This is a genomic window from Flavobacterium sp. (assembly GCF_017744675.1).
Taxonomy (GTDB): Bacteria; Bacteroidota; Bacteroidia; order Flavobacteriales; family Flavobacteriaceae; genus Flavobacterium.
Map to the genome: position 1 here is coordinate 717,585 of NZ_JAGIAV010000001.1, position 11,969 is coordinate 729,553.

Genomic DNA, 11,969 nt, shown 5'->3' on the forward strand with positions numbered 1-11,969 from the left:
ATTTTTAAAGCATTCCTAATTCTAATTTTGCTTCTTCGCTCATTAAATCTTTGCTCCAAGGCGGATCGAAAGTAATTTCAACGTCTACATCTTTAATGTTTTCTATTGTTTTTACTTTTTCTTCTACTTCTCTTGGCAAACTTTCGGCAACCGGACAGTTTGGCGAAGTAAGGGTCATTAAGATTTTTACTTCGTAATCAGTATTTACCATTACATCGTAAATTAATCCTAATTCGTAAATATCTACAGGAATCTCAGGATCGTAAATGCCTTTTAAAACTTTTACAATTGATTCTCCTAATTCGTTTGTGTCTATTTCTTGTTCCATTTTTTTGTTTTTTTTCACCATATAAGTAATATAAGTTCATTTAAAGCAAAAACTTAAATTTTCTTATATTGCTGTATGGTTTAATAAATTTATTTTTATTCTTCTAGCCAGCGATATAGATCGTTGACATATGTTTTTTGACCTTCGTGATAAATATTTGTTACATTAAAATTTATCATTAATCCTATTGGAGACTCCAGAAGTTTCATATAAGACATTAGTTTAGCAACATGAATTGGAATTATATGATCGACTGCTTTTAATTCAAGAACTAAACAATTCTCTATAAACAGATCGCATCTTAAATCTGATTCTAATTGCAAACCTTTATATTCAACAGGAATTTTCAATTCGGATTCAAAATTAATTCCTCTTATAGAAAGTTCTTTAATCATGCATTGATGATATATGCTTTCTAAAAGTCCTGCTCCAATTTTTCTATGAACTTCAATCGCCGCTCCATTTACCTTGTAAACTAAATCAGTCAAATATTTCTTTGTAATCATTACTTTTTTTAGCAATAATACAAATAAAAAGAAAGATAAAACTTACTTGAATTTTTTCTAACCATATAAATGACATAAGTTCATTTAAAGCAAAACTTAAATTTTCTTATATTACTTATATGGTTTAATCTTTTAATTTTTGTTTTTAGCATCAAAAGCCAAAGCATACATTTTGATGTTTTTTACCATCGAAACCAAACCGTTGGCGCGTGTTGCAGATAAATGTTCTTTTAATCCGATTTCGTCAATAAAATCGGTGTCAGCTTCCAAAATGTCTTTTGCTTTTTGATTAGAGAAAGCACGAATTAAAATTGCGATTATTCCCTTTGTCAAAATAGCATCGCTGTCTGCCGTGAAAACAATTTTATCATCTTGTTGTTCACCTTGCAACCAAACTTTCGACTGGCAGCCTTTGATTAAATTATCGTCGGTTTTGTATTCTTCTTTGATTAACGGAAGACTTTTTCCTAGTTCGATGATGTATTCATAACGCTGCATCCAGTCATCAAACATTGAAAATTCGTCTATTATTTCGTCTTGTATTTCTTTTATCGTCATAATTATTCTTTAGAAAAATCAACTAGTAAATTAACTAATTTTTCGATTTCTTTTGGCGGAAAACCGTTGTCGAAACCTGGAGTTTCATACGTTTTTCCGTCTTTTACTATTTTTAAATTTCCAATTGCAGCACCATCATAAGTTCGTTTGTCAGTTGGCGCTTTTAAAGTGCTAAGACCTTCCAAATTCACTTTTGAAAAGGCGTCAACAATTTTATTCCATTTTGCATCATCAATAATGCTTTTAACAGCTTGTGCGTTACGTTCTTTAACAACCAAAACACTTTTGTCCTGTACAGTTATCACTTTATAATAACCTCTTGAAAGAGCAGAATATTCAATTTGAGTTGATTTCATATTTGCCTTTTTTTGACTGCAACATCCGCCTGCTATAAAAACAGTTAAGAGTAGTATTGATAATATTCGCATAGTTTTCGTTTTTTTTAGCTTAACATTGTTTGTGCTTTCTTCACGGCCTCGACCATTGCATCGATTTCTTCTTTTGTATTGTAGAAAGAGAAAGAAGCACGAATTGTTCCTGGAATACAGAAGAAATTCATGATTGGCTGTGCGCAATGATGTCCTGTTCTAACCGCAATTCCTAATTTATCGATAATAGAACCAACATCATACGGATGGATTCCGTCAATATTAAACGAAACAACAGAAGCTTTATTTTTTCCAGTTCCGTAGATTCTGATGCCTTCAATTTCAGATAGACGTTTTGTAGCGTGTTCTAAAAGTTCGTGTTCGTACTGTTGAATATTTTCAAAACCAACACTATTTAAATAGTCGATTGCAGTTCCTAATACAATTCCGCCCGCGATATTTGGAGTTCCAGCTTCAAATTTATGAGGAAGATCGGCGTATGTTGTTTTTTCGAAAGTCACTTCTTTAATCATTTCGCCACCACCTTGATAAGGAGGAAGTTTATTTAACCAAGCTTCTTTTCCGTAAAGAATTCCAGTTCCAGTCGGACCGCACATTTTATGACCAGAAAAAGCATAAAAATCGCAATCTAATTCCTGAACATCTGGTTTTAAATGAGGAACCGCTTGAGCACCATCAATTAAAACTGCAGCGCCAACAGCATGAGCTTTGTCAATGATATATTTAATTGGGTTAATGATTCCCAATGCATTTGAAATATGATTTACAGTAACGATTTTCGTTTTGTCTGAAAGCAACTTGTCAAATTCCTCCATAATCAATTCTCCATTGTCATTGATTGGAATAACTTTTAAGATTGCCCCAGTTTTCTCGCATAACATTTGCCAAGGCACAATGTTACTATGATGTTCCAAAGAAGAAACAACCACTTCATCAGCAGGTTTTAAAATAGAAGCAAATCCGTTTGCCACTAAGTTAATTCCGTGTGTAGTTCCCGAAGTAAAAAGCACTTCGTGAGCATGTTTTGCATTGATATGCTCTTTTACTTTTCCACGCGCAACCTCGTAAGCATCAGTTGCTAACTGGCTTAAAGTGTGAACGCCACGGTGAATATTGGCATTGATTTCTTGATAATATTTTACTTCTGCATCAATTACAACTTGTGGTTTTTGCGAAGTAGCTCCGTTGTCGAAATATACTAATGGCTTTCCGTTTACAGTTTGAGAAAGTATCGGGAAATCAGCTCTTATTTTTTGAATATCTAGCATGTCTTATTTAGAAAAAATCTATTTACAAAAGTACTAAAACTAAATTGTTTTATACGCCAAATCTATAATTTCCTTTTATGGCGCCATTGATTGAGATTGTAAATGTTTATTCCGTAAAAATCAATTTGGTTTTCTGAATTATATGAAACGGTTTTCTGTTTTGATGCTTAAAATCGTGAACATAAATTATTTATATTGCAGTAAAAATATCTAATCACTATGAAAAAATTTCTCAAAGTATTCCTTTTGGTTTTGGTTCTTGCTTTTTTATATTTCGGATTTACAACGTATCCGAAACTTGATTTGATTTCTGGTTTCTCTGCAAAAAGTGTCGCCTCTGGACATTTTATAGATAATCGTCCGTTAGATTTGATTCAGAAAACCGACAATGATATCAATTTAGTTGATTTGGCTAAAAACTCAATTGATGATGCTGGGAAATTTGCTATTTCTTCGGTTTATGGATTAAAAGAAAGAAAAGCAATCTATCGTGAAGGGCTTGGAGCAACTTTGATTGATGATAATTTTGATGTTTCCAAACCGTATCTGCTTCCAAAAAGAACAAAATTAGAAAATAATCTTCCTTTTCCTTACGGAAATAATGAGCCAAAAGATACTGCCTTTTCAAATGTTGATTATTCGAAATTGAAAAAAGCCGTTGATAATGCTTTCGATAAAACTGGAGGAAGAATTAAAAGAACTCGTGCCGTTGTAGTTTTGTATAAAGATCATTTAATTGCCGAAAAATATGATGCAGGATTTAATAAAGATAGTAAAATTTTAGGCTGGTCGATGACAAAAAGTATCACAAGTTCGGCTTTTGGAGTTTTAGCAAAACAAGGAAAAATTGATATTTATAAACCTGCTCCAGTTGCAGAATGGAAAAATGACGAACGGAAAAATATAACGCTTAATGATTTGCTTCACATGAATTCTGGTTTAGAATGGGAAGAGAATTACAGCACGATCTCCGATGCAACAAAAATGCTTTTTCAGGCCGAAGATATGGGAAAAGTGCAATTAGAAAAACCTGCGCAATTTAAACCCAATACACATTGGAATTATTCTTCTGGAACAACCAATTTATTGTCTCTGATTTTGAGAAGACAATTTAAAACACAACAAGAATATCTTGATTTTTGGTACAGCGCCGTAATCGACAAAATCGGAATGAACTCCATGATCGTTGAGCAAGACATGAGTGGCACTTTCGTTGGTTCATCTTACGGATGGGCAACACCGCGCGATTGGTCAAAATTTGGATTATTATATCTTCACAAAGGAAATTGGAACGGCGAACAAATTCTTGACGAAAGCTGGGTAAAATACACGGCAACGCCAACCAATACTTCTGAAGGAAAATACGGTGCTCAGTTTTGGTTAAACGCTGGCGGAAAATTCCCAGATGTTCCTCGTGATATGTTTTATTGCAGCGGTTACCAAGGTCAGATGGTGGCGATTATTCCATCAAACGATATGGTAATTGTACGAATGGGAGTAAGGGAAGAAGAACCTGGATTTGATTTTAATGAGTTTTTGAAGGAGGTTATTGCTTCTGTTGGGAAATAAAAATTTAACCGCAAAGACGCTAAGTAAAAAGCGCAAAGTTCGCAAAGTTCGCAAAGTTTAAAATTAAACCTTGCGAACTTTGCGTAACCTTTATGTCTTTGCGGTAAAACCTCGACTACAAATCAAATCCTAAATTCACACCCAATTTGTTAGCGATGATTTTAGTAATTCTTTGTTTTAATTCTGGTATTTTAATGCTTTCGATAACGGCATTTGAGAATGCATACATCAATAAAGCTTTAGCTTCTTTTTTCGGGATTCCGCGAGATTGCATGTAGAACATTGCTGTTTCATCCAATTGTCCAACTGTACAACCGTGAGAACATTTTACATCATCAGCAAAAATTTCCAATTGTGGTTTTGCGTTGATTGTAGCTTTATCACTCAATAAAATGTTGTTGCTTTTTTGGAAAGCGTTTGTTTTTTGAGCTTCTTTCTCAACCAAAACTTTTCCGTTGAAAACTCCAGTCGAACGATCAGAGAAAATTCCTTTATAATCCTGGAAACTTTCGCAGTTTGGCTGTGCGTGGTTTACCAAAGTGTAATGATCAACGTGCTGTTTGTCATTCAAGATAGAAATTCCGTTAAGCGTGCTTGTTAATCTTTCTCCGAAATGGTAGAAGTTTAAGTTGTTACGTGTAAGGTTTCCTCCAAATGAGAAAGTGTGCACATAAGCGTGGCTTTCTTGCTGTTGAGAAACGTAAGTGTTATCAATTAAGTTTGCCTCGCTGTTGTCGTTTTGAATTTTGTAATAATCAACAATGGCACGTTTTTGAGCGAAAATCTCCGTAACTGAATTCGTTAAAACAGGATTTTCATTCAAACTTTGGTGACGCTCGATAATTTGAACATGTGAATTTTCGCCCACAATAATCAAGTTTCTTGGCTGAACCATTAAAGCAGATTCTGCACCAGTTGAGAAATACATTACTTCAATTGGTTTGTCGGCTACTTTTTTCTTTGGAATATTGATAAATGCACCTTCCATTGCAAAAGCAGTATTCAATGAAGTCAAGCTGTCATCTTTACTTGCAATTTGATTAAAGTAGGTATCAATAATCATTTTATATTTTGGTTTGGTCAATGCCGATGACATCAAGCAAACATCGATTCCGTCGTGAGTTGTAGAAGACAAATGCGAACTGAAAACACCATCAATAAAAACTAATTTATAAGTGTCAATTTCGTGTAAAAAGTATTTTTTTACCTGATTGAATTCGATTGCATTTTCCTGCTTTGGAAAAACCGTAAAGTCATTTTTTAAGATGGCATTTAGCGATGTGTATTTCCAAGCTTCTTCCTTTTTGGTTGGGAAACCTTTATTTTCGAAGTTTTTTATAGCATTTGTACGGATGTCATGCAAATCTGAATGCACATCAACACGCTCTTCAAAAGCCATAAAAGACGATACTAATTTTTCTTTTAAATCCATTTCTTGTTTTTGTTTCCTTCGGAGTTTCAGGTTTCAAGTTTCATGTTTACTTGCTGGAACTTGTTTTTCTTAATACTCTTTGTTTCAGGTTTTTTGAAACTTATTTCCTTTGAAATCTTTTTTATTTAGATAAGTGATAAAGTTTTTTATTTTACCGCTTAAATTTTCATAATCCTTTTTTAAAGCTTCGAATTTTTCTTCTGAAATATATTCAAAATCAAAAACTCGATATAATTGAGATCTTGTTTCTCCGGCTGAACCTTTTGCGATTGATAAAAATTGTCGAAACTCTAAATTTCCATCTCTTTCAAAACCTTCAGCAATATTATCCATCACTGAACCCGAAGAACTTTTTATTTGATTTTTAAATCTGAGATCGGATCTTAACTCTGTTTCAACCGAAATAAAATGTATTTCTTTTGCTAATCGTCTTGCCTCTTTCCAGATTTCTAAATCTTCAAACCTCGTAATTGTTGCCATTTCTTATTTTATAAATTTTAAGTTTAAACTTACAAAATGTAATTTAACTTGAAACTAAAAAAACATGAAACTTGAAACAAATTAATTCTCTGCTTTAATCCAATCGTATCCTTTTTCCTCAAGCTCGTAAGCCAATTCTTTTCCTCCTGATTTTACGATTCTTCCGTTGTAAAGAACGTGTACGAAATCTGGAACGATATAATCTAACAAACGTTGGTAGTGCGTGATAACGATAATTGCGTTTTTGTCGCTTTTTAATTTGTTTACCCCATTAGCCACAATTCTTAAAGCATCGATATCAAGACCAGAATCGGTTTCGTCAAGAATGGCTAATTTTGGCTCTAACATTGCCATTTGGAAAATCTCGTTTCTTTTTTTCTCTCCTCCAGAAAAACCTTCATTTAAAGAACGAGATAAAAATTTACGGTCGATTTCTAACAATTCAGATTTCTCACGAATCACTTTCAGCATTTCATTTGCAGGCATTTCTTCCTGTCCGTTTGCTTTACGAGTTTCGTTGATGGCAGTTTTCATGAAGTTAGTTACACTAACTCCAGGAATTTCTACCGGATATTGAAAAGAAAGGAAAACACCTTTGTGTGCTCTTTCTTCAGGAGCTAAATCAGCAAGATCTTCTCCGTCAAGAATTACCTCTCCGTCTGTAACTTCATAGTTTTCGTTTCCTGCAATAACAGCAGAAAGTGTACTTTTTCCAGAACCGTTTGGTCCCATTATCGCGTGAACTTCTCCAGCTTTAACTTCTATATTAATTCCCTTAAGGATTTCTTTATCACCAATCGCGGCGTGAAGGTTTTTTATTGATAACATTGTTCTTTATTTTATATAAATGTCAATTCTATTTTTGTTTGTTGGTTTAGGGTGTCAGCATTAAAATGCGCGTGTCCTAAATATTCCATGCCTAAATAATCGGCTGATTTTTTGAAAGAAAAGTAAAAACCATCTTCAATTGCATCATCGTGTGAGTTTGATATCACTCCAATTTTCTTTCCTCTTAGTTTTCTTCCGGTTTCTTTTTCAATTCGGATCAAATCTGAGAAACGATCAAAAAAGACTTTCATGATTGCGCTCATATTATACCAATATATGGGCGTTGCAAAAATTAAAGTGTCATACTTTTCGATTATTCCTTTTATTAGAGGCAAAAAATCATCACTAATATTTTTGCTTTCGTAATCGTAATATGAAATATTATAATCACTTAAATTAACGACATCCGCGTCATGTTCTTTTGAAAGGAGATCTACAATCTTTGTTGTATTTCCATTTTTTCGAGAAGAACCTAAAATGATGACTTTTTTATTTTCCATCTTCAAATTATCCTACAGAACCTTCTAAAGAAATCTCTAATAATTTTTGAGCTTCAACCGCAAATTCCATTGGAAGTTTGTTCAATACATCTTTACTGAAACCGTTTACAATTAAGGCAATCGCTTTTTCAGTCGGAATACCTCTTTGGTTGCAATAAAATACTTGATCCTCTCCAATTTTACTTGTAGTAGCTTCGTGCTCGATTTTAGCTGATGGATTTTTACTTTCGATGTAGGGGAAAGTATGCGCACCACAATTGTTACCCATTAAAAGTGAGTCACATTGAGAAAAGTTTCTTGCATTCTCTGCTCTTGGCGAGATTTGCACTAAACCGCGGTAGCTATTTTGTGATTTTCCAGCCGAAATACCTTTAGAAATAATAGTCGATTTAGTGTTTTTTCCTAAATGGATCATCTTTGTTCCAGTATCTGCTTGTTGGAAGTTATTGGTAACAGCAATAGAATAAAATTCTCCTACTGAATTGTCTCCTTTCAAGACGCAAGAAGGATATTTCCAAGTCACAGCAGAACCTGTTTCAACTTGTGTCCAAGAAATTTTAGCATTTGTCTCGCATAAACCTCTTTTCGTTACGAAGTTGTAAACTCCACCTTTTCCTTCTTTATTTCCAGGGAACCAGTTTTGAACTGTCGAATATTTGATCTCAGCATCATCCAAAGCGATTAATTCAACCACAGCAGCGTGTAATTGATTTTCGTCACGACTTGGAGCTGTACATCCTTCAAGGTAAGAAACGTAACTTCCTTCGTCGGCAATAACCAAAGTTCTTTCGAACTGTCCAGTTCCTGCTTGGTTAATTCTGAAATAGGTTGAAAGTTCCATCGGACATTTTACACCTTTTGGAATATAGCAGAAACTTCCGTCAGAGAAAACAGCTGAGTTTAAAGCAGCATAGAAGTTATCTTTCTGAGGAACAACAGTACCTAAATATTTTTTTACTAATTCTGGATGTTCTTTAATTGCTTCAGAAATCGGACAGAAAATAATTCCTTTTTCTGCCAAAGTTTTCTTGAAAGTTGTAGCAACAGAAACAGAATCTACAACAATATCCATAGCGATATTGTTCATTTTTTTCTGTTCGTCTACAGAGATTCCTAACTTTTTATACATCTCTAATAATTCAGGATCTACATCATCCAAAGTTTTATTAGGATCTACAGTTTTTGGAGCTGAATAGTATGAAATTGCCTGAAAATCTGGTTTTTCGTAGTGAACATTTGCCCATTCTGGTTCAATCATTTCTTTCCAAGCGCGGAAAGCCTCGATACGCCATTCAGTCATCCACTCAGGTTCTTCTTTTTTAAGAGAAATTGCGCGGACGATTTCTTCGCTTAAACCCACAGGAAATGTTTCAGATTCTATATTGGTATAAAATCCGTATTCGTATTCTTTAGTTTCGAGTTCGATCTTTAAATCGTCTTCTGTGTATTTGCTCATTATATTTTAATGTTGTCTTAAAAGTTTTAAAGTCTAAAGGCTGAAAGTCAATTTGCAGTCTTTAAGACTTTATGACTTTCGGCTTTTGACTATAAAGAAAATGATTCTCCGCAACCACAAGTTCTGCTCGCGTTCGGATTATTGAAAACGAAACCTTTTCCGTTTAATCCGCCAGAGAATTCTAAAATTGTTCCAGCTAAATAAAGGAATGATTTTTTTTCAACAGCAATTTGTATGTCGTTGTCAACGAATATTTTGTCGTCTTCTCCTTTGTTTTTGTCAAATTTTAAATCATAAGACAAACCAGAGCATCCACCGCTTTTTACACCTACACGTACGTAGTCATGAGCGGCATCAAAACCATCATCAGTCATTAGGTCGATGATTTTCTTTTTGGCTGTATCAGAAACTTTTATCATTGTTTTATAGTATTTATCTTTTTCAACATTCCTTAATTTAATAAAAAGTAATCAAATTATTACATTTTAAAGTACTGTCTGTCAATGCTGAAATGAAATTATCGGCAAAGATACGACTTAAAAACCTTTTTCCATAACGGTTCACATTATTATAACAAATGTAAAAATAGATAATACTTATTTTGACAAATTGATATCAAAAAGTTTAAAACGAAATTTGTTTTTAGAATCGAGCTGCAAATATCGCTCCTAAATGTTAAAAAACAAGTATTTCTACTGATTATAGCCATTATTTATTCGATACTTTTGCAGAAAATTGTGAGTAATTATGAAAAAACAACACAAAAATAAGTGGCTAAAACCCTTATTGGCAGTAATTTTTGTTTTTGGATTAGGTGCTGCAGTATTGGTTTTTAGCAGTGAATCTGATAAAATTAAAAAAGAAGATAAAACCGAAAAAAGTGAAGCTTTAGTTGCTACTAATGAAACCGCTGAGAAGAAAAATATTCTAGATTCGTTAAATACTTTGAAAGCGGCATACGATCTTGCCATTCTTGAAAAAACAGCTTTATCTAAAGAGCTGGAATTGGAACGCAAGAATGTTGAAAATTTAATGGAAATCATTAAAGTTTCGCAAAATCCATCGGCTGAACAAATTAGAATTTACAGAAGCCAGCTTTCTGGACTGAAATCTTCATTGGATAGTAAGGTAACGGAGATTAAAAAACTAAAGTCGCAAAATAAAAATTTATTGACCGAAATAGAAAGTCAGAATGTTGTCATGTATCAGCAAAAGGTTGAGAATGATACGCTGATTTCTAAACAAAAGAAATTAGAATCGACCTTAAAAGATGCTTCGAAACTTTCTTTAAGCAATTTTAAAGCAGTTGCGCTTCGCGAAAAAAGCTCTGGGGCTGAGTTGGAGACTACAAAAGCAAAGAACACAAAGAAACTTAAAATTAGTTTTACCGTTAACGGAAATGCTGTTGCAAAAACAGGTAAAAGAGTTTTTTATATTCAGGTTTTAGATCAAAAAAACACAGTTTTAGGAGATAATAAATTGATCGAATTTGGAAATGACAAAGCACTAGTTTATAGTTTTATTGTGAGCGCCGATTTTCAAGGCAAGTCTTCAAACGCGTATGGAATTTTAAATGCAGATCAGTTTAAGAAGGGAACTTATTTTGTAAACTATTTTGATAAGCAGGAAATAATGGGAAGCACTTCGGTTACATTAGAATAATCTGAAGTTTTTAATCCTAAATTTTAGCAAAAGGAGTTTGAATTTTCTAGCTTTGTTCTTTTAGAAAAACACTCTCATGAAACTTTACCCTATAGAATCTGGAAATTTTAAGTTAGATGGAGGCGCAATGTTTGGCGTTGTTCCTAAAACCATTTGGAATAAAACCAATCCTGCCGACGCTAATAATCTTATTGATATTGCCGCACGCTGTTTGCTGATTGAAGACGGAAATCGTCTTATTTTAATTGACACGGGAATGGGCGATAAGCAATCAGAAAAGTTTTTTGGATACTATTCGCTTTGGGGTTCGCATTCTTTAGATAAATCTTTAGCAAAATACGGATACAATCGAGATGATATTACCGATGTTTTTATGACGCATCTTCATTTTGATCATTGTGGCGGAAGCGTTCAGTGGAATTCGGATAAAACGGGTTACGAACCCGCTTTTAAAAACGCTAAATTTTGGACTAATGAAAATCATTGGGAATGGGCAACAAAACCCAACGCCAGAGAAAAAGCTTCTTTTTTGTCTGAAAATATTCTGCCAATGCAAGAAAGCGGACAATTGAATTTTGTTGAAAGGCCAGAATCCGATTTTGGTTTCTCAAAAGAATTAGGTTTCGACATTTATTATGTTGACGGTCATACCGAAAAACAAATGATTCCGTATATCAAATACCAAGATAAAACCATTGTATTTTGTGCTGATTTATTGGCCACAGCTGGACATATTCCGCTTCCATATGTTATGGGATACGATACAAGACCTTTGTTGACCATGCCAGAAAAATCGAAATTTTTGAATCTAGCAGCAGATCAGAACCATTATTTGTTTTTAGAACACGATGCTCACAATCAAATTATAACGGTTGAGCATACTGAAAAAGGTGTGAGATTGAAAGATGTTTTTACTTGTGAAGAGATTTTTTAGACGAAATATTAAATATCAAAAATCCCATTTTCAACTGACTGAAAATGGGATTTTTATTT

At 33.6% G+C, this 11,969-nt stretch carries 14 protein-coding genes; 3 read left to right on the forward strand and 11 right to left on the reverse strand.

Going from position 1 to position 11,969, the window contains the following annotated elements:
• Positions 1–4 precede the first annotated feature (4 nt).
• The 5 genes from J7574_RS03175 to J7574_RS03195 all read right to left on the reverse strand — a co-directional run bounded on the left by J7574_RS03175 (position 5) and on the right by J7574_RS03195 (position 3,049).
• The gene (locus J7574_RS03175) at positions 5–328 is read right to left on the reverse strand and encodes an SUF system Fe-S cluster assembly protein (RefSeq protein ID WP_017494560.1); all 324 of its coding nucleotides are present in this window, start codon (positions 326–328) and stop codon (positions 5–7) included.
• A gap of 95 nt (positions 329–423) precedes the next feature.
• Positions 424–834, reverse strand: a complete 411-nt coding sequence (locus J7574_RS03180) for a GxxExxY protein (protein WP_290964107.1) — start codon at positions 832–834, stop codon at positions 424–426.
• 132 nt (positions 835–966) lie between these two features.
• A complete protein-coding gene (locus tag J7574_RS03185; RefSeq protein ID WP_290964110.1) occupies positions 967–1,392 on the reverse strand; it encodes a SufE family protein in 426 nt (141 codons plus the stop codon).
• A 2-nt stretch (positions 1,393–1,394) separates the two neighbouring features.
• Positions 1,395–1,748, reverse strand: coding sequence for a hypothetical protein (locus J7574_RS03190; RefSeq protein WP_290964113.1), 354 nt, complete (start codon positions 1,746–1,748; stop codon positions 1,395–1,397).
• Positions 1,749–1,834: 86 nt separating this feature from the next.
• Entirely contained in the window at positions 1,835–3,049 is a 1,215-nt protein-coding gene (locus J7574_RS03195) for an aminotransferase class V-fold PLP-dependent enzyme (protein WP_290964116.1), read from the reverse strand.
• 219 nt (positions 3,050–3,268) lie between these two features.
• On the opposite strand from J7574_RS03195, the gene J7574_RS03200 reads away from it, so the two are divergent.
• Positions 3,269–4,618, forward strand: a complete 1,350-nt coding sequence (locus J7574_RS03200; protein WP_290964119.1) for a serine hydrolase — start codon at positions 3,269–3,271, stop codon at positions 4,616–4,618.
• Positions 4,619–4,733: 115 nt separating this feature from the next.
• On the opposite strand, the gene sufD is transcribed toward J7574_RS03200, so the two are convergent.
• The 6 genes from sufD to J7574_RS03230 form a co-directional block, all read right to left on the reverse strand.
• Entirely contained in the window at positions 4,734–6,050 is a 1,317-nt protein-coding gene (gene sufD, locus J7574_RS03205) for a Fe-S cluster assembly protein SufD (RefSeq protein WP_290964122.1), read from the reverse strand.
• 84 nt (positions 6,051–6,134) lie between these two features.
• Positions 6,135–6,530 carry a four helix bundle protein gene (locus tag J7574_RS03210; protein WP_281231141.1) on the reverse strand — a complete coding sequence of 132 codons (396 nt, stop codon included), beginning with the start codon at positions 6,528–6,530 and terminating at the stop codon, positions 6,135–6,137.
• Positions 6,531–6,611: 81 nt separating this feature from the next.
• Entirely contained in the window at positions 6,612–7,358 is a 747-nt protein-coding gene (gene sufC, locus J7574_RS03215; protein ID WP_008466070.1) for a Fe-S cluster assembly ATPase SufC, read from the reverse strand.
• A gap of 11 nt (positions 7,359–7,369) precedes the next feature.
• Positions 7,370–7,858 (reverse strand): flavodoxin family protein, encoded by a 489-nt coding sequence (locus J7574_RS03220; RefSeq protein WP_290964133.1) that lies wholly within the window; start codon positions 7,856–7,858, stop codon positions 7,370–7,372.
• 7 nt (positions 7,859–7,865) lie between these two features.
• Complete coding sequence (gene sufB, locus J7574_RS03225) at positions 7,866–9,314, reverse strand: Fe-S cluster assembly protein SufB (protein ID WP_290964136.1); 1,449 nt, start codon at positions 9,312–9,314, stop codon at positions 7,866–7,868.
• Positions 9,315–9,403: 89 nt separating this feature from the next.
• Complete coding sequence (locus J7574_RS03230; protein WP_264552718.1) at positions 9,404–9,733, reverse strand: iron-sulfur cluster assembly accessory protein; 330 nt, start codon at positions 9,731–9,733, stop codon at positions 9,404–9,406.
• Between the two features lie 328 nt (positions 9,734–10,061).
• Between J7574_RS03230 and J7574_RS03235 the strand changes: the two genes are divergently transcribed.
• Positions 10,062–10,976, forward strand: a complete 915-nt coding sequence (locus J7574_RS03235) for a hypothetical protein (protein WP_290964141.1) — start codon at positions 10,062–10,064, stop codon at positions 10,974–10,976.
• Positions 10,977–11,052: 76 nt separating this feature from the next.
• On the forward strand, positions 11,053–11,910 hold the full coding sequence (locus tag J7574_RS03240; protein WP_290964144.1) for an MBL fold metallo-hydrolase: 858 nt from the start codon (positions 11,053–11,055) through the stop codon (positions 11,908–11,910).
• Positions 11,911–11,969 lie beyond the last annotated feature (59 nt).

Excerpts from the sequence above, each read along its gene's own strand:
- J7574_RS03180 (WP_290964107.1), bottom strand. The coding sequence starts at position 834 with ATGATTACAAAGAAATATTTGACTGATTTAGTTTACAAGGTAAATGGA.
- J7574_RS03195 (WP_290964116.1), bottom strand. The coding sequence starts at position 3,049 with ATGCTAGATATTCAAAAAATAAGAGCTGATTTCCCGATACTTTCTCAA.
- J7574_RS03185 (WP_290964110.1), bottom strand. The coding sequence starts at position 1,392 with ATGACGATAAAAGAAATACAAGACGAAATAATAGACGAATTTTCAATG.
- sufC (WP_008466070.1), bottom strand. The coding sequence starts at position 7,358 with ATGTTATCAATAAAAAACCTTCACGCCGCGATTGGTGATAAAGAAATC.
- J7574_RS03220 (WP_290964133.1), bottom strand. The coding sequence starts at position 7,858 with ATGGAAAATAAAAAAGTCATCATTTTAGGTTCTTCTCGAAAAAATGGA.
- sufD (WP_290964122.1), bottom strand. The coding sequence starts at position 6,050 with ATGGATTTAAAAGAAAAATTAGTATCGTCTTTTATGGCTTTTGAAGAG.
- J7574_RS03190 (WP_290964113.1), bottom strand. The coding sequence starts at position 1,748 with ATGAAATCAACTCAAATTGAATATTCTGCTCTTTCAAGAGGTTATTAT.
- J7574_RS03235 (WP_290964141.1), top strand. The coding sequence starts at position 10,062 with ATGAAAAAACAACACAAAAATAAGTGGCTAAAACCCTTATTGGCAGTA.
- sufB (WP_290964136.1), bottom strand. The coding sequence starts at position 9,314 with ATGAGCAAATACACAGAAGACGATTTAAAGATCGAACTCGAAACTAAA.
- J7574_RS03230 (WP_264552718.1), bottom strand. The coding sequence starts at position 9,733 with ATGATAAAAGTTTCTGATACAGCCAAAAAGAAAATCATCGACCTAATG.
- J7574_RS03200 (WP_290964119.1), top strand. The coding sequence starts at position 3,269 with ATGAAAAAATTTCTCAAAGTATTCCTTTTGGTTTTGGTTCTTGCTTTT.
- J7574_RS03175 (WP_017494560.1), bottom strand. The coding sequence starts at position 328 with ATGGAACAAGAAATAGACACAAACGAATTAGGAGAATCAATTGTAAAA.
- J7574_RS03210 (WP_281231141.1), bottom strand. The coding sequence starts at position 6,530 with ATGGCAACAATTACGAGGTTTGAAGATTTAGAAATCTGGAAAGAGGCA.
- J7574_RS03240 (WP_290964144.1), top strand. The coding sequence starts at position 11,053 with ATGAAACTTTACCCTATAGAATCTGGAAATTTTAAGTTAGATGGAGGC.